16 protein-coding genes and 2 tRNA genes are annotated in these 18,526 nt (G+C 56.6%); 6 read left to right on the forward strand and 12 right to left on the reverse strand.

Translation table 11 applies throughout. The features are described from left to right. Nucleotides 1-29: 29 nt before the first annotated feature. Nucleotides 30-287 carry an acyl carrier protein gene (locus Q0X28_RS04540; RefSeq protein ID WP_296239097.1) on the forward strand — a complete coding sequence of 86 codons (258 nt, stop codon included), beginning with the start codon at nt 30-32 and terminating at the stop codon, nt 285-287. 129 nt (nt 288-416) lie between these two features. Here Q0X28_RS04540 and Q0X28_RS04545 read toward each other — a convergent pair whose 3' ends face one another. Beyond that, nucleotides 417-932 carry a DUF3145 family protein gene (locus Q0X28_RS04545; protein WP_296239096.1) on the reverse strand — a complete coding sequence of 172 codons (516 nt, stop codon included), beginning with the start codon at nt 930-932 and terminating at the stop codon, nt 417-419. A 316-nt stretch (nt 933-1,248) separates the two neighbouring features. Between Q0X28_RS04545 and Q0X28_RS04550 the strand changes: the two genes are divergently transcribed. Then, nucleotides 1,249-1,322, forward strand: a tRNA-Ile gene (locus Q0X28_RS04550). Nucleotides 1,323-1,510: 188 nt separating this feature from the next. Next, complete coding sequence (locus Q0X28_RS04555) at nt 1,511-2,485, forward strand: cation diffusion facilitator family transporter (protein ID WP_298576819.1); 975 nt, start codon at nt 1,511-1,513, stop codon at nt 2,483-2,485. Between the two features lie 41 nt (nt 2,486-2,526). On the opposite strand, the gene Q0X28_RS04560 is transcribed toward Q0X28_RS04555, so the two are convergent. Further along, nucleotides 2,527-3,156, reverse strand: coding sequence for a bifunctional 2-polyprenyl-6-hydroxyphenol methylase/3-demethylubiquinol 3-O-methyltransferase UbiG (locus Q0X28_RS04560; protein WP_290599310.1), 630 nt, complete (start codon nt 3,154-3,156; stop codon nt 2,527-2,529). A gap of 149 nt (nt 3,157-3,305) precedes the next feature. After that, entirely contained in the window at nt 3,306-5,036 is a 1,731-nt protein-coding gene (locus Q0X28_RS04565; protein ID WP_296239082.1) for an ABC-F family ATP-binding cassette domain-containing protein, read from the reverse strand. Between the two features lie 232 nt (nt 5,037-5,268). Between Q0X28_RS04565 and Q0X28_RS04570 the strand changes: the two genes are divergently transcribed. Beyond that, the gene (locus tag Q0X28_RS04570; protein ID WP_298576822.1) at nt 5,269-5,688 is read left to right on the forward strand and encodes a hypothetical protein; all 420 of its coding nucleotides are present in this window, start codon (nt 5,269-5,271) and stop codon (nt 5,686-5,688) included. A gap of 108 nt (nt 5,689-5,796) precedes the next feature. On the opposite strand, the gene Q0X28_RS04575 is transcribed toward Q0X28_RS04570, so the two are convergent. The 3 genes from Q0X28_RS04575 to Q0X28_RS04585 form a co-directional block, all read right to left on the reverse strand. Beyond that, nucleotides 5,797-5,869, reverse strand: a tRNA-Asn gene (locus tag Q0X28_RS04575). A gap of 112 nt (nt 5,870-5,981) precedes the next feature. Continuing rightward, nucleotides 5,982-7,955: a DNA primase gene (dnaG, locus tag Q0X28_RS04580; protein ID WP_296239078.1), complete on the reverse strand. Its 1,974-nt coding sequence runs from the start codon at nt 7,953-7,955 to the stop codon at nt 5,982-5,984. Nucleotides 7,956-7,994: 39 nt separating this feature from the next. Beyond that, entirely contained in the window at nt 7,995-9,308 is a 1,314-nt protein-coding gene (locus Q0X28_RS04585; RefSeq protein ID WP_296239076.1) for a deoxyguanosinetriphosphate triphosphohydrolase, read from the reverse strand. 157 nt (nt 9,309-9,465) lie between these two features. Between Q0X28_RS04585 and Q0X28_RS04590 the strand changes: the two genes are divergently transcribed. Next, entirely contained in the window at nt 9,466-11,541 is a 2,076-nt protein-coding gene (locus tag Q0X28_RS04590) for a TPM domain-containing protein (RefSeq protein WP_298576825.1), read from the forward strand. A gap of 11 nt (nt 11,542-11,552) precedes the next feature. On the opposite strand, the gene Q0X28_RS04595 is transcribed toward Q0X28_RS04590, so the two are convergent. Both Q0X28_RS04595 and Q0X28_RS04600 read right to left on the reverse strand, forming a co-directional pair. Next, the gene (locus Q0X28_RS04595; protein ID WP_296239071.1) at nt 11,553-12,425 is read right to left on the reverse strand and encodes a trimeric intracellular cation channel family protein; all 873 of its coding nucleotides are present in this window, start codon (nt 12,423-12,425) and stop codon (nt 11,553-11,555) included. A gap of 111 nt (nt 12,426-12,536) precedes the next feature. Beyond that, a complete protein-coding gene (locus Q0X28_RS04600) occupies nt 12,537-13,922 on the reverse strand; it encodes a glycine--tRNA ligase (protein ID WP_296239070.1) in 1,386 nt (461 codons plus the stop codon). A 191-nt stretch (nt 13,923-14,113) separates the two neighbouring features. Here Q0X28_RS04600 and Q0X28_RS04605 point away from each other — a divergent pair, with 191 nt between their 5' ends. Next, nucleotides 14,114-14,476 (forward strand): helix-turn-helix transcriptional regulator, encoded by a 363-nt coding sequence (locus Q0X28_RS04605; protein ID WP_296239068.1) that lies wholly within the window; start codon nt 14,114-14,116, stop codon nt 14,474-14,476. A gap of 41 nt (nt 14,477-14,517) precedes the next feature. On the opposite strand, the gene Q0X28_RS04610 is transcribed toward Q0X28_RS04605, so the two are convergent. The 4 genes from Q0X28_RS04610 to Q0X28_RS04625 all read right to left on the reverse strand — a co-directional run bounded on the left by Q0X28_RS04610 (nt 14,518) and on the right by Q0X28_RS04625 (nt 18,521). Then, entirely contained in the window at nt 14,518-15,282 is a 765-nt protein-coding gene (locus Q0X28_RS04610) for an isoprenyl transferase (RefSeq protein ID WP_296239151.1), read from the reverse strand. Nucleotides 15,283-15,482: 200 nt separating this feature from the next. Further along, on the reverse strand, nt 15,483-16,247 hold the full coding sequence (gene recO / locus Q0X28_RS04615) for a DNA repair protein RecO (protein ID WP_296239066.1): 765 nt from the start codon (nt 16,245-16,247) through the stop codon (nt 15,483-15,485). Between the two features lie 2 nt (nt 16,248-16,249). After that, nucleotides 16,250-17,176 carry a GTPase Era gene (gene era, locus Q0X28_RS04620; RefSeq protein WP_296239063.1) on the reverse strand — a complete coding sequence of 309 codons (927 nt, stop codon included), beginning with the start codon at nt 17,174-17,176 and terminating at the stop codon, nt 16,250-16,252. Further along, nucleotides 17,169-18,521, reverse strand: a complete 1,353-nt coding sequence (locus Q0X28_RS04625; RefSeq protein WP_296239060.1) for a hemolysin family protein — start codon at nt 18,519-18,521, stop codon at nt 17,169-17,171. The genes era and Q0X28_RS04625 overlap by 8 nt, the downstream gene beginning before the upstream one ends. Nucleotides 18,522-18,526 lie beyond the last annotated feature (5 nt).

The following is an 18,526-nucleotide window of genomic DNA, read 5'->3' on the forward strand; positions in this document are numbered from 1 at the left end:
GGTACGAGACGGAAAGGAGAGCACCGCAGATGGCCACTGATGAAAGAGACATCGTTGCTGGACTTGCCGAGATCGTCGAAGAAGTCACAGGTGTTGAGCAAGCTGAGGTCACTCCAGACAAGAGTTTTGTGGATGATCTGGACGTTGATTCCCTCTCTATGGTAGAAATTGCTGTCCAAACTGAGGACAAGTACGGCATTGAGATTCCCGATGAGCGGATGAAAGGCATGCGCACAGTACGCGATGTTGTCGACTACATTAAGCGGGTCACTGTGGGTCGATCCTGAAAGCGCGCTGTCGGCTGCGGAGATGCAGGACAGATAACAGCGCTCCTGACACACTGTGGTGGGCACTCGATTGCGAGTGCCCACCACAGATTTTTGTGTAGAGGAGAAGGAAAATGCGAAAGCAGGTTTTTACCCGACAGCGGACAGCCAGGTGACGTCGATACTTGCGGGGTGTTCTTGACGGAGGGATTCGAGGGACTCGTCCCATGCGGTGCCGAGAGCGAGTTCGATGCCATGTTCAAGATCACCGGAGCGCATGAGTTCTCGAAGGCGGTTTTCTGAGACAACAACGTCCCCGGAGGCATTGGTTTCGCCGTGCCAGAGCCCCAGGTCGGGGGTATGACTAAAACGCTGCCCATTCCAGCTCTCGGTGGCGTCTTCGGTGACATCAAAGGAAAGAATGGGCCATTCTGCAAGAGCCTCGGCGAGGGCCTGCCCACTACCAACTGGCCCAATCCAGTCCACGGTAGTTCGGAGCATCCCAGGGCAGCCTTCTACGGTATGCCACATGAGCCGCCGGGTGGGTAGGGCAGCTTGCAGGGTACGGGCAAGGGTCTGCTCGATCCGTGGACACAGCGCGGCGGGAGCAGCATAAATAGACACCACGCCAGTGGTGGCATCGATAAATGGTGTGGCGACGTGCACGTCGCACCTCCTTCTTCTTCCGAGACGTATGACGTCTTCCCCAACGCAGTACGTTCGATATGGAGGTGTGCGCACTTTTCTCTTGTCACGTTCAAGTCTGCACTAAAGGTTGAGACTTTTCCTCGATTGAACCTCCGACACGCCGCATTATTTGGAAAAAAACTCGCAGGTCAAAGCACATTTTTAACTTTAATATACTTAAGTAACATTAGTAACAAGCCAGCTCGACAACGGTGACACTCTGCCGAATCACGAGTTTCGTCCGCAACGCGCTACACTGGATACGCTCTTTCTGTTCTTACAAACAGCGGAGTGCGTGCCTGTAGCTCAGTCGGTTAGAGCAAATGACTCATAATCATTCGGTCCTGGGTTCGAGCCCCAGCAGGCGCACTTCTCTCCTTGTCGAAGGGTAGCCTTGCTAATCTTCATTCATCTCTCTAACATATGCATTATCACGCATACATTAGAGAGGTTCGGCAATGCAGGCCACTGACTACACTCACCGGTCCGATCACGCTCACGACGACGCTCATAACCACACACAGAGCCACGTGCCGCATAACCACACACAGAGCCACGTGCCGAATCTCACCAATGACAGCCATGACACCGGCAGCCATGCTCACGGCGCCACACTAGCTCACGGTCACTCCCACCATCACACCCACGAGCATCACGACGCAGCAGAATTGGCCCACACCCCTCAATGGCGCATCAGTGTCGCTATCGCACTGGGACTCGTTACTGTCATCACACAAATTGTCGTAGGGCTACTCTCCGGCTCACTCGCTCTCCTATCGGACTCTGCGCATGCGTTCACCGATGTCTTCGGCCTGTGCACTGCACTCGTCGCCATCCGTGTTGGAGCGCGTGCCTCCGCCACTCCCCAACACACTTATGGTTTCCGCCGTGTTGAGGTGCTCGCCGCGGGATTCAACGCGATTCTGTTGCTAGCAGTCGCCGTCATCATTGTCGTCGAAGCCGTCGAGCGCCTCATCCATCCCGTTAATGTCCAGGGACTGCCAGTAACGATCGTCGCAGTAGTGGGACTGCTCATGAACTTTTTCGCGTTTCTTGCCATCCGTGGTGGTAAGGACGAGTCCATTAATGTGAAGGGCGCTTATCTAGAAGTGATGGCAGACATGGTGGGGTCGGTGGGAGTACTCATCTCGGGTCTCATCACCTATCTCACGGGATGGGTATATGCCGACATCGTCGTTGCAGTCCTTATCGCCATATGGGTACTTCCGCGAGCAGTCGCACTGCTCCGCCAAGTAGGAAACGTCATCCTACAAGGCACCCCCACTGATGTCGATATGGAGTCCCTTCGCCATGACATCTTGTCCGTGGACGGTGTACAAGCACTCCACCACTTTCATGTGTGGAGCCTCACCACCGGTGACAACATCGGATCCGTCCACGTTGTCACTACCAATCCGCAAGCACGTCAGCACGTACAAGAACTCATGGAGCACACCTACCACCTTCACCATGTGACGGTGCAAACAGAAACACCTGCCGAACAATGCGCGGAGGACGGCACCTGCGTCTAACCCCACACCACTACCTCGACATGGAAGCAACGGTTCCGGTACTAGTCCCAGTTTTCAGCATGAAGAAGGACATCGACCGCTTGCGAATGGCCGGCGGGGCGCACCATATGCTCGAGACGAATGACCCGCATTCCCGCACTGGCGCTGGCTAGATCAGCGACGGTCGGAAGAAGTGCAGAATCCTGTGGGCCCCCAATACCGTGACGGAGGTTTTCGGCAGCGTGCCCAAGATAGAGAAGCGCCCCGTGCGGCTTCAACCAGGCTTGGCTACGCTTCAACACATCCCGCAGCTGATGCATTGGCAAATGCAGGTAAGCACCCAAAATGAGGTCAAATTTGCCGCTGGTGAAACGATCATCGCCAGTAACCTGCGCATCGTAGACCGGTACCCAGCTGCAGACGTCCCCCACTGTATAGACAATCTTCGGCCCCAATGACTCGTGCTCTGCCGCTATACGAATCGCCTCGGAGGAGAGATCAACACCTACTACGTCCCAGCCCATCTGAGCCAGGAGACGAGCGTGACGACCTTCCCCACACCCCAAGTCGAGAGCGGAACCGGGTTCCATAGTCGAGAGCCGTTCCACGACTGCCGCAGCAGGGGTTCCTCCCCAGGGGGCAGGTGTCTCACTGTAGAGGGCGTCCCAATCTGCAGATGCACGTTCGGTCATGTCTTCCACAATATTCCGAAGTACCCTTCTCATGCAATGGGGCTAACAAGGTTCATCTCACAGTATGCACAGCGCTGAATGCACAACTGGAGTGCAGAATGCAGAGCAGCGCTTCGGAATCCAGAGCAAGGGCTACTCTGCGCCGCACACTAATCGAAGATCTCGGGCAGTACACCTCGGGGAAGCTCTTCCACCTCTCCATCTTTAACGACTAAGTGACGCGCTTCTACCTGTTCGATCATGCGTTGGTCGTGGGTGACGACGACAATAGTCCCTTCGCACTGTTTAATCGCATCCTGTACCTCTTCGATGAGGTCAACACTCAAGTGGTTAGTCGGCTCATCCATTAAGAGAATTTCCGGTGGGTTAGCTACGAGCAAGGCCAAGGCTACCCGTCTCTGCTGTCCTAACGAGAGATCACCCACTGGGCGCTGAGCATCTTCAGGAGTGATAAGACCCAGATCGTCTAAGTCCAGCGAGTGCGGGCCGGAGACGAAGGAGTAGAGTTCCGCAGCGCTCTTCTTCGGGTCCTCCCACCGTTGTACTTGCTCCAGGATCGACAAGGTGGCACCCTGACCCACCTGCACTTCTCCCGCTTCCGGTTGAAGTGCACCAGTGATGACGTGTAGCAAGCTAGATTTCCCGGATCCATTTGGGCCGGTGATGATGACAGTTTCGCCAGGCCGGATGGTGAGAGAACCTACGTGGACGCGTTTGGGAACTATCACCCCACGGAGCTTCAGATGGAAGTCCTCTTCGGAACCAGCGGCAACACGTCTACCGCTTGGTGCCTTCGCCAGAGGGGCATTAAATCCCAGCAGAACTGGCGGTTTTGCCACCCCGTTCTCCTCCAATTCCGTAAGCTTTTGGCGCGCGGCTCTAACTCGGCGGGCGATCTGTTTTTCCACTCGACCGCCGGCCAGGTTGTAGGAGAGTTTGTCGTTATCCTGGCGTACACGGCCAGGAGAAACCTCGCGCGCACCCTTCTCAATGGTGGTCTCCAAATGTTCCCGTTGGTGCTCTTCGGTGCGCCATTGGTGTTCCCATAGCTGACGTTCGTGCCGGCGGTGTTTGTCGTACTGGGTCCAGTTACCGGTGAAGATACCGATACCCTCGCGATTACGCACAATGTCGCCAATATGAGTGCAGGTGGCATCCAAGAAGTCACGGTCGTGGGTTGCCAAGACGACGATTCCCGGGTGCTCTCGGATAGTTTTGGCAACGAGCTCACGCCCGCGCGCATCAAGGTGGTTGGTAGGTTCGTCGAGCAGGAGGATTTCAGGTGCTCTAATGAGGGCAAGGGCGAGCCCGAGACGAGCTCGCTCACCACCTGACATGTCGACAGTGCATTGGTCGAGAAGATGCCCGGAGACTCCCTCTCCAGTCAGACCTAAATTATCGAGAACAACTTCCGCGTTATGCTCAGCACTCCAGGCATCATGGGCCATGACGTCGTTAAAGATCTCGGAATAGCGTCGTTCTGCTTGCGCGGCAGCTTCAGGATCTTCGGTGGTAGCCATAACGTTGGCGGCGTCTTCCAGTGCCTGGAGACGGCGACGGGCAGGCCCGAGAGCCTCCTCGACAAGCATACGGCCGGTGGAGTCGAAGGGGGCCTCGAGCTCCTGCGCTCCAAGAACGCGGGTTCCTTGGTGGGTGACACGACCGGCACTGGGTTTGAGACGACCGGAGAGGATCCACAGCAGGGTAGACTTGCCCACTCCGTTGTCACCAACTAATCCCAGTACGTCTCCTGCGGAAAGCGTGAGATTGATGTTAGTGAGGACGGGGCTACCGGGATAGTCGTAATGGATGTCGGTAGCGACCAGCTGGGCGTCTGCAAAATCTACCGACACATCTACCGGATATGCAGCCTCAGTCATGACATCTCCTGTTCGGACAGACGCAACAGCAGCGCGCTTACTACCTATTATTACTGTTTATTACTATGTTTCCGTCAGTATAAGCCGAAGCGCCTGAGATACCCCCCACTGGCAAAATGAGTGTTTCTTAACGATAAAACTTCTTTGCTATGATCTGTATTAATACTTCGATCCACAGATAGCATCTACACGTTAAACAAGTTCTTTCGCACGACGATTACGGTATTAATACATGTCTGCTTGTTCCTATCCCGAGAATGCTCAAATCCGCAGACTGTTTACACTTAGCGGTTTAACTCTTCGGGAACTACGAGAAGCCACCCAGCTCTACGATCGACGATCCTCAGTGCGCTGGATCACTGGTGGAGTCAAAGTACCCCAGGAAGTTTTTGACTACCTCCAGAGCACTATCGAAGGTTATTTCGAATACTGTCAAGAAGTCTGCAGCTCCATCGAAAATAAAGAGCTGCTCGACAATAGCGAAGACGAGGTTGTAGAACTCAAGTGTTTCCGCAACCAAGAAACCTACGAAGCCAGTGAAGAAGCGACACAATCTGGCCTCAGTTGGGGGCAGTACAACGCACGTCTCAACCTGCTCTACGCCATTCTTCTGTCACGGGGACACATGGTGCAGTGGACCTTCCACGAATAGCCGACAAGGTAAATAAAACATTCCCATCGTTACGCTTGCTTCATCACAGTGAAGTAAGCGTTTTCTGTACCCGCCCATTTTCCGCACCCCAAAATAGGGTAAAAAAAGCTCCCCCAGTTGGACTCGAACCAACAACCCTTCGATTAACAGTCGAATGCTCTGCCAATTGAGCTATGGGGGATTAAACACCTTGGTGTTACGAATGGATAGCTTACCTACCCACCCCACAACTCTCCAAATTGCCAGGTGGACAGGGGGAAAAGTAGGTGAAAAGCAGGTGTACCGATGCGCTGTCAGAAAGTTCCGATGGCGAGTTGTTTCAAGGTGGCCCGGTATTCTTCCAGCGCCACAAGATCCTTAAACATGTCGTGGTAGTCGGGGTCAGTAGACGGATTCTTTCGCTGTAAGGCAGCTTTCAGCTCGGCTACTTGTTGCCCCACCCATGCTTCCTCAAGGCGCGCGAAAAGACCCTCCGCATAACTGACCATATGCTCCTGGTCTACTGGCATATCTTCGACGGCGATCTCCGATACCACACCCTGTACCACCAGGTCGTCGATATGTTCTTGAATGGACGGGACCCAGTTATGGTCCACCACCGCATTCGTGCAGCCTCCTACTGCTTCGATAGCATCCCGGATGGTGCGGTAGAGCGGGTAGGTGAAGGCGTCGGACCCCAACGCGTCAAAGCCAGCTCCGGCAGTGTGAGGATACTGGATGGCGAGGCGCACTGCCGCGCGCTGCCGCCCCTCTTCACTACCTTCAGAGGGTTTGCGGGGATGCAGCATCCGAGGCTGGCTCTGACTGGCCAGCCCACCTGAAGCTCCTCCCGTTCCAGTACGTGTAGAGAAGGAAGAAGCACCTCGTGGGCTCCGCTGCGACCGTCCTCGCTGCGTCCGTCCACTCGGACCTCCTGCCGGCATCCGCCCTGCGGTACGCGCGGCTTGTCGCACGCGATTCACAATTTCGGTGGGATCGTGCCATCCTACCCAGCCGGAAAGCTGGCGCGCATACTCGTCTCGTAGCGCCGCATCATGAATAGCTGCAACAACTGGGACAAGACGTTCGAGAGCTGCTACCCGCCCTTCTGGGATGGAGAGATTAAAATCTCTCAGTAGGGAGCGGAGCGCAAACTCGAACATCGGAATGCGGCGTGCAATGAGATCCCGTACGGCGGCATCTCCTTCGGCCTGTCGCAGCTCACAGGGGTCCATTCCGCCCGGCGCAATACAGACAAATTTCTGGCCGGCGAATTGCTGATCGCCGGTAAATGCCTTCATGGCAGCTTTTTGACCCGCTTCGTCTCCATCGAAGGTGTAGATGATCTCTCCCCGGTAGTAGTTATCATCCATGAGGAAGCGGCGCAGAATAGCCAGGTGATCATCACCGAATGCGGTACCGCAGGCGGCAACGGCGGTTTTCACACCAGCTGCCCACATCGCCATCACGTCCGTATAGCCTTCCACGACGACGCACTGGTGTGATTCGGCAATATACTTTTTGGCTTTATCGAGTCCAAAGAGAACTTTGGACTTTTTATAGAGCATGGTTTCGGGAGTGTTCATATACTTCCCGAGTGTGTCGTCGTCGAAGAGTTTGCGTGCGCCGAAACCAATCACTTCCCCGCTGGGGGCGCAAATGGGCCATAAGAGGCGACGATGGAAGCGGTCGATAGGGGTTCCTCGCGAGCCCATCTTGGAGATTCCGGCGGCCTCCAGCTCATCGAAGGTGAAGCCTTGTTTCTGCAGGTGACGAGTGACAGTGTCCCATCCTGCTGGGGCGTAACCGCAACCGAACTCTTTAATGGTGTCGACATCAAAACCCCGTTCCAGGAGCATGTCGCGGGCCGGCTGCGCCTCCGGGGTTTCCAACTGCTGCTGGTAGAATTCGTGCGCGGCTGCGTTGGCTTGAAGTAGCCGTCGGCGCGTCCCTCGCTGCTGGGGGGTGGTGGCGCCGCCTCCCTGGTAGTGGATGCGATAGCCGATGCGGTCAGCTAGCTGTTCCACCGCTTCAACGAACGTGACATGTTCCATCTTCATGAGGAAGCTGAACACGTCACCTCCCTCCCCCGTAGAGAAACAGTGGTAGTAGCCGTGGTTGGGGCGAACGTGGAAGGAGGGAGTTTTCTCGTCAGTGAAGGGGCTCAGCCCCTTGAGAGAATCGACACCGGCGGGTTTCAGCGACACGTATTCCCCGACGACGTCTTCGATGCGCACCAGGTTACGGATTGCCTCAATGTCGCTTTCTGGAATCCGTCCCTTGGCCATGGTTTGAGGATACCCCATGCGGGCGAATGCCAGCGTGCCCTAGCCCCACCCTGCTTGCAGACCAGCGGCAGCTTTATCGACACGTTCTAGACGAGTTTCGGTGTACGAGGCGATCTGGTCGACCACGATCCGCATACGGCGGGCATCATCACCCACCGCACAAGCTACTTTCCAATCATCCCAAAAGACCGGGTCAAGGCCGCCCTCACCAGTCTGCAACAGCCAGCTCGCCACTCGGAAAATACGGTCATATTGACGCTCCTGTGCCTTCAGGTGGTCCACATTGTGCATGACGTAGCGGACTGCCACCGTCTTAAGAAGCCCCACTTCCGCTTCAATGTCGTGCGGGATCGTCAGATCGCCCCGGTAGCGTCCCAGTTCTCCCGCGTAGTGAGCCCGGGTGGCGGCGATTGTGGAGTTAACGAAGCGTCCTACTAGTTCTGACGTGAGTTGTTTGAGCGCCACCAAGTTACTCCGGGAGCCAAAGTAATTCCCGGACCCCACTAGCGTCCCAGAGTTGGAGACACAGGTGTCAGCCACTTCCCGTACATGTGGTAGCTCCCAAAGGCGGGCAGCAGCGGCTGCAACACGGTCGGCGGAGAGTCCAAACGTGGCATGGGCATCTGCTGCCAGGGCTGCAGCTTCCGAATTGTCTCCTAGTACCCGTAGGTCAATACGACCGGCCAGAATCCCATCTTCGACATCGTGAACTGAGTAGGCGATGTCGTCCGCCCAATCCATGATCTGTGCTTCCAAGCACTTATGGCCGGTTGGCGCGCTGTCTCGAATCCAAGCCAGGGTATCTGCGTCATCGGCGTAGGCCCCAAATTTTCGCACCCCCGGACGACGAGTCCACGGATACTTACAGACGGCATCGAGTGCTGCGCGGGAGAGGTTAAGGCCTACCGACATCCCCTCTCTGCCAAGTACCTTCGGCTCAAGGCGGGTGAGAATCCGCAGCGTCTGTGCGTTACCTTCGAAACCTCCGCAGCTAGCTGCAAGATCGTTGAGAGCATGTTCTCCATTATGACCGTAAGGGGGATGCCCAATGTCGTGTGCTAGGCCGGCGAGCTCCGCGAGATCTGCATCGACGCCCAGCCCTGCCGCGATGCCCCCGGAGATTTGTGCGACTTCAAGGGAATGGGTCAGGCGCGTGCGTGGCACATCTCCTTGCTGAGGACCCACCACCTGAGTTTTATCCGCTAACCGTCGCAGTGCACCACTATGGAGGATGCGGGCACGATCGTGGGAGAAGGGGCTCCGGCGATCATAGTTGCCAGTTTCCCCCAGTTGCGCCGCCTTTGGTCGCTCTGGGAGGCGTCGGGCTAGGTCATGATCGGTATATACACTCATCTCGCCCCCATTCTAGCGAGCGGGCGGGGTCCACTGCCTCTTCTCCATACAGCGGTGCGAAACTCCAGTAGTCTTAAGTCGGAGAGTTCTTACAACCTCTCTACTTTGTTGTCCCCTATCTCCGTCCGTCTATGGATAAGGGAGGGTCTCTGTCCCCATGGTGAACGTTCTCAAGCGTTGTTGTGTCGCTCTTCTCCTCACGCTAGGTGTGCTGGCGGGGTCTCCCGCAGCCAGTAATGCAGTGGAGCCCTTTGCTATGCCGGATAGCACAGACGTGGTGGCACGCAATACCACACTTTCTGAGACTGATCAGGTAAAACTCGAGGATGCTGCGGTAGATGTCCGCCAACAACTGGGCCTGGATATCTACTTCGTCTTCGTCGACACTTACGGAGACCTCACCCCAGCTGGGTGGACCAAAGAATTTGTGTCCCTGTCCGACATTGCGGGGCCGAACTACGTTGTTATCACCGTCGCGACGCAGCAGAGAGAGCTCTACATTGGGCAAGGTGGCTCTCTCACCACCTACCAGATGCAAACGCTGATGAATAAGTATCTCATCCCCTCCTTGCAGCAAAGTGATGCTTCCTGGGGCAACATTGGCCCCGCCACAGTAGAGGGCTTATATGCGGTGCGGAGTTCCCAGCCGGCTGGATCCACTACTGATGACAACGTTCCCCTCGGGTTAGGCGCATTCATCCTCGCACTTGTGGCTGCCGCCGCGGTTGCTATCTACTATGTGGTCCGCCGCTTGGCCCGTCGCAAGCGCAACAATGAAGCAGCCATGAACGCACTGGCTAACCCACAATGGGGCGCCCCCAACCCCCTCGGGGCGGTGCCACTGGGCACGCTGCATCAGCGGTCAAAGGAAGTGCTCATCGCTACCGATAACGCCATCCGGCAAGCTAACCAGGCGGTCCTTAACGCTCGACAGGAATTTGGAGATGCGGCAGTGGAGCAGTACCAGATCGCCCTCCAGAAGGCCTCCGCGCATCTACGCCAGGCTTTCACAATCCGCCAAGAATTGGATGACGCTTTCCCCGAAACACAACAACAGCAACACCAAATGCTGACGGAATTACTCCGGCACTGTGACGATGCCGGCAAGCTTCTCAATGAGAACGCCACCCAGTTTGAGCAAATGCGCGACATCATGGCCGATCCACAGTCCCGCATTGCGAATCTCACCCTTCGTACTGTGGAAGCACGTGCGCGGTTGGAGCCTGCCCGCCAGACCATCTCATCGCTACAGCAACGCTATAAGCGGCTCAACCTGGAAACAATCGAAGCGAACGTCCTTGGTGCAGAAGAGAACATCTCCCTTGCAGAAGACTCTCTGGATGGTGCCCGGCAGGGACTCAAACGCCCCAGCGAGGAACACTATCCAGTAGCACCGGCGATTGTGCAAGCAGAAAAGCTCCTTGCCCAGGCAGAGCGCCTGCTTGCCGCAGTGGATCATGCTGACGAGGATATTACACACGCGCAAGCCAGCTTGCAGGGGCAAAAGGAAGAGCTCACCAAGACTCTGGCAGAGGCCGAGAGTTTCCTCTCCAGCCCACTCGCGAAGAGCTCCACCGTCAACACGAATCCAGTGCAAAATGCGGTCAACTTGGCTCGTCAGGCACTCAAACGCGCCGAATCACGCGGGGAGGCTATGCCACTCCCCTGCTATAACGAGCTGGTCGCTGCCGACACTAGCTTGCAGTCCACTCTCATCTCAACTGAAGGGCAAGCCAACACCCTACAGCGACAAAAAGAGACCGTACACCAGGCTATTATTACTGCTCAGCAACAAGTGCGGGCAGCTCAAGACCTGGTGAATACTCGGACGAATATTGTGCAGGCAACCGCCCGTACGCGCCTCTCACAGGCGCAAACTCATCTGCATATGGCAGAACAAGTGCCAGAAACCGACTATCTAACCGCTCTGCAAGAGGCCCAAAAGGCCATGATGATGGCACAGGAGGCCATTCAGGCAGCCGCACACGACCAGCGCACTTATGCCACAATGTACAACCGGGATCAGCGCATCCGCTCTGGCACCAACGCCAGCAGCTTCCTGGGCGGTATGCTGTTGGGCAATCTACTGAGTGGCGGATCGTCCTACAACAATGGCTGGTCCGCAGTCAGCAACGGGGCTGTCGGTATTGCTCGTTCTTTGGGTAACTCGGGAGGGTTCTCCGGCATTGGAGGATCCTTCGGCGGACCATCTGGAATAGGCGGTAAGTTCTAAGGAGACGTTCCCTACATTGTCTTATCGAAGATAGGCGGCGGAGGTGTCCCCTCTGCGGGGCCCTCACCAGGTGGCTCAGTGTCCGCGGGGAATCCGTCACCTGGCTCGCTGGTGGCGGCGTCTTCTGCTGCCTGCATCTGCGCTTGGTGAACCTGCTCTTCCATCATCTGTAGTCCCTTGAGATGGGACTTTGCGCGACGAGACTTGTCGCCTTTCACCTTGCGCAACATTTCCGCAGCCGCAGAATCCAGACTCCAATCGGGAATCACCGGAAGCGACCAGCCGAACAGTTGTGCAGGCAGGCAGAGAGCAATACCGGTAATGGTGCCGGCGATCATACCCACACCGGGGTAACCGATGCCATGCACCATGGTCACAACGGCTGCACCAGCGAGTGCTGGGGTGGCATAGAGTGTATTACCGCCGAACACTTCTGGGGTACGGCCCACCAAGATATCGCGTGTAACACCACCACCCACCGCGGTAATAACACCCAACACAAGTGCGGGCCCTACACCTAACCCGGCGGCGAGCGTCTTTGAGGCACCCGTCGCCGCCCAGGATCCAATCGTCATGGCGTCGACCAGGCTGAAGAGATTCACCCAAAACTTTCGCCCGTCAATACGCAGCACCATGGAGATAAATACGCCACAAACTGCTGCTACCAGATAGGCATTGTCAGTCAAGGCAATGGGTGTGAGGTTGAGCATGAGGTCACGCAAAATACCGCCACCCAGTGCGGTGCTAATACCCAGGATAAGAAAACCAACCAGGTCGAACTTATGACGGCGTGCCACAGTGCCACCTAAGCAGCCTGCGCCAACGACGCCCGTCAAGTCGATGACTCGAAAGACGAGCTCCTGATTCAGGAGAACGCCATCCATCTAACCTGGTCGATTCCTTCGAAAGTGGGTGTACAGGTAACTATGTGGCACTCGAGAGTGTACCCTGCTCCCATTGTCCTCCGTGAGGCCACGAGGCGCACGGGCTGTTAGCTAACAGCCACGCATTCGTTCAGCGAGGTAATTCTCCACATTGTCGAGCGACACTCGTTCTTGACTCATCGTATCGCGTTCACGGATGGTGACAGCCTGATCGTCCTTCGTGTCAAAGTCGACGGTAACGCAGAACGGAGTGCCGATTTCATCCTGACGACGGTAGCGCTTGCCAATACCTTGCGCATCGTCGAAATCGACGTTCCACCGCCGACGCAACTGGTTTGCGAGGTCACGGGCGACCGGACTGAGCTCCTCGTTACGGGACAGCGGTAACACTGCAGCCTTAACGGGTGCCAGACGCGGATCAAGGTGGAGCACCGTGCGCTTGTCAATCTTGCCATTCGCCTTTGGGATTACCTCTTCCTCGTAAGCATCTACCAGGAAGCACATCAGGGAGCGGGTCAGACCAGCCGCAGGCTCAATGACATAGGGGATAAAACGTTCGCCGGTACCCTGCTCGAAGAAGGAGAGGTCCTCGCCAGAGTGCTTGCTGTGAACCGTGAGATCGTAGTCAGTGCGGTTCGCGATGCCTTCGAGCTCACCCCACTTGGAGCCAGTGAAGTGGAAGGCGTACTCAATATCGACAGTGCGCTTCGAGTAATGCGAAAGCTTCTCTTTCGGATGCTCGTAGAGACGCAGGTTGTCTTCCCTCACGCCGAGGTCGGTATACCACTTCCAGCGCTCATCGATCCAGTACTGGTGCCATTCTTCGTCCTCTCCCGGCTTGACGAAGAATTCCATCTCCATCTGCTCAAACTCGCGGGTGCGGAAGATGAAGTTGCCGGGAGTAATTTCGTTACGGAACGACTTGCCGATGTTGCCGATGCCGAAGGGGACCTTCAAACGAGAGGTCGTCATGACATTCTTGTAGTTAACGAAAATACCTTGGGCCGTTTCCGGACGCAGATAGTGCAGACCTTCCTTATCGTCAACGGGGCCAAGGTAGGTCTTCATGAGTCCAGAGAAGGCCTTCGGCTCGGTCCAGTTGCCCGGCTGTCCGGTTTCCGGATCCGGTACATCTGCCAAGCCATTAGCGGGGGCGTGGCCGTGCTTCTCTTCGTAGGCTTCCAAGAGGTGGTCTGCTCGGTAACGCTTGTGAGTGTAGAGGGATTCTACGAGCGGGTCGGTGAAAACCTCGACGTGGCCGGAGGCCTCCCACACCTGGCGAGGCAAGATGATGGACGAGTCCAAACCGACGACATTGTCGCGACTGCGCACCATGCTGTTCCACCATTGGCGCTTAATATTGTCTTTGAGTTCGACACCGAGCGGGCCGTAATCCCACGCGGAGCGGGTGCCACCGTAAATCTCGCCACACGGGTATACGATGCCCCGGCGTTTACACAAGTTAGCGACGGACTCAACGAGGTTATTTTTGGCCACGGCCATGAACTCCTTTGAACATGCCAGATGTGAAGTCTCTGCAGCAAAATCTTAGCAGGCACCGCTGTTAAACCCCATTTGAGCAGCAGCGGCGTAGATTCCCACAACTACGTACTTGCCAAGCTCGCTATGATGTAAAAAGAGTTGTCACTGAACAGACTCACCGCAGGATTGAGAGACGGGGGCGCAGAATGGCAGAAGCACCGGAAGAACACTCCTCTGGCTTCGTGGATAAGGATCTGGCAGAACTTCCTCCACATAAGGTGATGGAGGCTGCCGGTACTCTTCTGCAATCTCTTACTGCCCCTGCTCGCATCGCGATTATTGTCCAGCTGCAGCATCGTCCGTGTTGTGTGCACGAATTGGTGGCAGCACTGAATATTCCTCAGCCAGCGGTGTCCCAGCATTTGCGGGTGCTGAAGAATGCCGGCGTGGTGAAGTCCACGCGTCGAGGCCGTGAGCATGAGTACTCTCTGGTCGATGAGCACCTGTCAGAGATTGTCAACGACGCACTGTGCCACGCGGAGGAGATTCTCCACCATCGGTTCCTGTAGCCTGTTTCGGCATATCCCCACTCCCCTTTAACTCCCCACTTTTAGGTGTTTTTGACACCCCCAAAACGGCGGTCGCGGCGGGCGTACTCGTCAAGTGCTGCCCATAGATGACTGCGGTCAAAGTCTGGGAATAACACATCCTGGTACACCATCTCGGCATAGGCACTTTGCCACAGGAGGAAGTTACTGGTGCGTTTTTCCCCGGAGGGGCGAAGGAAAAGGTCTACATCCGGCATTTCGGGCACATACATCAGGTCAGACAGCGTCTTTTCGCTGATGTCGCGAGGATCGAGCACACCTTCTTTGACAGCCATCGCCAGACGGTTAGCGGCATCGGTTATCTCTGCACGTCCTCCATAATTGACGCACATGACGAGGTGCATATTGTCGTTATGCTGCGTGAGTTCTTCCGCAATTTCGAGTTCTTTGATGACGGACGGCCACAAACGGGGTCGGCGTCCTGCCCAGTGAATCCGAACTCCCATCTCATTGAGTTCATCCCGCTGCCAGCGCAGGACATCTCGGGAAAAGCTCATGAGGAAGCGGACTTCTTCGTAGCTGCGAGTCCAGTTTTCGGTAGAGAATGCGTAGGCGGAAAGCCAGGGTACCCCCGCTTCAAGGCAGGCACGACAGGCCTCCAACAGCACCGCCTCACCCCGTCGATGCCCTTCGGTGCGGGTCATCCCCCGCTGTTGGGCCCAGCGTCCATTCCCATCCATCACCAGCGCAATGTGGCGGGGTAGAAACTCGGCGGGTATCGCGGGAGGAGCCGAGGTGAAGTCATGTCCTTCGAAACAGGGATCCATCTGCGGGCCTCGCGTATGAATACGGATCTCCTGGTCGGGCAAGAGGTCTTCAGTGACGGGCACGTCGTCGGCATAGGTGCGCGCGCCCTCCACCTCACGGAGCGAATGCTGTTGGATAGCGGAGAGCGTGGTGCCGGAGAGCCGTTTCCTGCTCGTTTCTGAGCTGGTGAAGAAATCGGCGAGCTTGTCGCGCCATGAGCTCATCGACGCTGTCCTCTTTCTGCCTCGTCCGCCACATCGAGGGCGGTAATCTTCCGTTCCGTATGCCATTGTAGATGGGCAACGACTAGTCGGTGGGCTTCCTCTTGCACCCTCTGACCAAGCTTTCGGTCTCCGGCAATGACATCAGCGCGCTCCCACCGCGCATCCCGTAGCGCCCGTAGGTAGTCGAGTACACCGAACATGGGGGTGGCGCTGTCGGGGGGACGATGCTGAGCACAGACGACTCCCCCTGCCGCCGGATGGAAGGCCTGGTGTGGACCTTTCGCACCGCATACTGCGCATTTCTCCAATTCGGGCGCCCACCCTGCCTCCGCCATGGCACGGAGCAGATAGGTATCGACCATCTGTTGGGGTTCCCGCCGGCCTTCCGCCAAGGCCCCCAGTACCCCCACGGTGAGATCGAAAAGACGTGGGTTGGGCTGCTCTTCACCCAGCAATCGTTCAGTGGCTTCCAGGATGGCAGCTGCCGCTGTGTACCGTCCGTAGTCGGACACAATGCGGGAATTAAATGTTTCGACCGTCGCCGCTTCGGTGATGGTACGGAGATTGCGTCCGGGGTAAATCTGTACGTCAGTAAGAGTGAAGGGTTCCAGTCTCGCCCCGAAACGAGAGCGTGAGCGGCGGATGCCTTTGGCTACACATCGTACGACGCCATGCCCACGAGTGAAGAGCACGATGATGCGGTCTGCTTCCCCCAGGTTGTAATGGCGTAACACCAGCCCCTGGTCCCGAAAGGACGGCATGGTTAAAAACCCAGCTTACCTAGCTGTTTGGGGTCGGTTTGCCAATCCTTTAGTACCTTGACGTGGAGATCCAGGTAGACGCGCGTACCAAGCACTCTGCTCATGCCCTGGCGTGCACGCTGGCCAACCTTACGCAGACGTGCCCCTTTCTTGCCAATGACAATGCCTTTCTGGCTGTCCCGCTCGACATAGATTGTGGCGTGCACTACCGTGCGCCCCTCATCGTCGGGGTCCGGGTATATTTCTTCGATGCTGCAGGCAATAGAGTGCGGGAGTTCGTCCCGCACATCCTCTAGGACTGCTTCCCGGATGAGTTCGGAGAGGAATTTTTCGGTGTCGTCATCGGTGAGTTCGTCCTCTGGATAGAACTGTGGGCCGGCTGGGAGAAGGGAGGTGAAGACATCGACGACAGTATCGACCTGCTCCCCAGAATTAGCGGAAACCGGCACGACTTCTGCAGCAGGTCCGAGGAGTTCGGACACTGCTATGAGCTGTGCGGCGATCTGGTCGCGGGAAACTTTGTCGATTTTCGTGACGAGGCCGATGACTGGAGTGTGTGGGACATTGGTTCGCACCTGGTCTAGAATCCACCGGTCTCCTGGACCGATGGGTTCGTCCGCGGGGATGCAGAGGCCAATAATGTCCACGCCCGCAAAGGTGTCTTTGACGAGCTCGTTAAGTCGCTCCCCGAGGAGTGTACGGGGGCGGTGCAGCCCCGGCGTATCGACCACGATGAGCTGTGCCGTGTCAGTGCTGATAATCCCGCGAATGGTGTGGCGAGTGGTTTGCGGCCGGTTCGAGGTGATGGCGATCTTCTGGCCCACCATGGCGTTGGTGAGCGTCGATTTGCCGGTATTCGGGCGGCCCACAAAGCAGACGAAGCCCGACCGGTATGGGGCGTGCGGCTGGTCTACAGAATGTTCAGTCATCCTTACCTTCATCCTCGTCAGCGGGGGTCTCTTCGGATACCGGGAGGATCTTTTTTACCAGCACGGTAGTAACGCGACGGCGGCCGCGGTGGTCATGCCCGGCCTCTGCCACCAAGTCCAGCGTATCCGTGTGAATATGGGCTCCCGGTAATGGCACGCGACCTAGTTCGTAGGCCAGTAATCCGCCGACAGTATCAACTTCGTCGAGTAGTTCTTCGCTGAACTCTACCCCGACAGCTTCGGCGAGGTCGTCAATGGAGAGGCGGGCGGAGGCACGCCACCGGTTGTCACCCAGCTCTTCGAGGGGAGCAACTTCGGAGGCATCATACTCATCCGAAATCTCACCAACGATTTCTTCCAGAATGTCTTCGATGGTGATGAGTCCAGCCACCCCACCATATTCGTCGATGAGGACAGCGATATGGTTCCGCTTGGCGCGCATCTCATCGAGGACGTCATCAAGACTCTTTGAATCGGGGATGAACCAAGCGGGACGCATCAGTTCACCGACGGTGACACTATCTGCGTCTTCCACCTCCGAGTAGGTATAGGCGACAAGATCTTTGAGGTAGACGGTACCCACGACGTCATCGACGGTGTCGGCGATGACGGGAATGCGGGAGAATCCAGACTTCACCGCAAGTTTGATGGCTTGGTTAGCGGTTTTGGTGGACTCGATCCATACCATATCCGTACGTGGAACCATGGCGGAGCGGGCATTATTGGTACCTAGTTGGACGACGGATTCGATCATCTCGCGTTCGTCGTCTTCAACGGCACCTCGTTGTTGCGCGAGGGTGACGAACTCCTTGAGCTCAATGTCGGTGGAGAAGGGGCCTTCTTTAAATCCTTTACCGGGAGTTACGGCATTGCCGACACGGACGAGAAGGCGGCTGATGGGCCGGAAGACCCAGCCGAAAGCGATAAGTAGCGCAGCAGTATAGCGCAGCACTGTGTAGGGCTTTTGCAGCCCAAGAGTGCGGGCTGACACTCCCGCCACCACGTAGCTGCAGAGCACGCTGACGATGCCGGCATAGACCAACGCCCAGGCGGTTCCGGTACCTCGACCCTCCATTGTTCCCACCGTTTCCAGGAACAACGTCGCGAAGAGGATGGTGGCGACGAGTTCGAAGGTGGTGCGAAGGAAAACAATAAGGGCCGAGTAGGTGTCTCGGTGCTCCACCACGTAAAGCATCTTGCGGGAACCCAATTCGTTCTCGTGGGCGATTTCGACGACACGAGCGGGAGAAACGTTATTGAGGGCGGTGTCTTGGGCTGCGCAGAGAGCTGCGAAGACCATGAGAATGAGTCCGAAGACCAGACTCAGGATGGCAAGCAAACTCATAATGT

The organism is uncultured Lawsonella sp., from assembly GCF_947252745.1.
Lineage (GTDB): Bacteria > Actinomycetota > Actinomycetes > Mycobacteriales > Mycobacteriaceae > Lawsonella.

Coding starts and splice junctions, on each gene's coding strand:
- Q0X28_RS04585 (WP_296239076.1), bottom strand. CDS start 9,308: ATGAGTGTATATACCGATCATGACCTAGCCCGACGCCTCCCAGAGCGA.
- dnaG (WP_296239078.1), bottom strand. CDS start 7,955: ATGGCCAAGGGACGGATTCCAGAAAGCGACATTGAGGCAATCCGTAAC.
- Q0X28_RS04560 (WP_290599310.1), bottom strand. CDS start 3,156: ATGACCGAACGTGCATCTGCAGATTGGGACGCCCTCTACAGTGAGACA.
- Q0X28_RS04625 (WP_296239060.1), bottom strand. CDS start 18,521: ATGAGTTTGCTTGCCATCCTGAGTCTGGTCTTCGGACTCATTCTCATG.
- Q0X28_RS04610 (WP_296239151.1), bottom strand. CDS start 15,282: ATGGATCCCTGTTTCGAAGGACATGACTTCACCTCGGCTCCTCCCGCG.
- Q0X28_RS04605 (WP_296239068.1), top strand. CDS start 14,114: ATGGCAGAAGCACCGGAAGAACACTCCTCTGGCTTCGTGGATAAGGAT.
- era (WP_296239063.1), bottom strand. CDS start 17,176: ATGACTGAACATTCTGTAGACCAGCCGCACGCCCCATACCGGTCGGGC.
- Q0X28_RS04570 (WP_298576822.1), top strand. CDS start 5,269: ATGTCTGCTTGTTCCTATCCCGAGAATGCTCAAATCCGCAGACTGTTT.
- Q0X28_RS04540 (WP_296239097.1), top strand. CDS start 30: ATGGCCACTGATGAAAGAGACATCGTTGCTGGACTTGCCGAGATCGTC.
- Q0X28_RS04590 (WP_298576825.1), top strand. CDS start 9,466: ATGGTGAACGTTCTCAAGCGTTGTTGTGTCGCTCTTCTCCTCACGCTA.
- Q0X28_RS04595 (WP_296239071.1), bottom strand. CDS start 12,425: ATGGATGGCGTTCTCCTGAATCAGGAGCTCGTCTTTCGAGTCATCGAC.
- recO (WP_296239066.1), bottom strand. CDS start 16,247: ATGCCGTCCTTTCGGGACCAGGGGCTGGTGTTACGCCATTACAACCTG.
- Q0X28_RS04565 (WP_296239082.1), bottom strand. CDS start 5,036: ATGACTGAGGCTGCATATCCGGTAGATGTGTCGGTAGATTTTGCAGAC.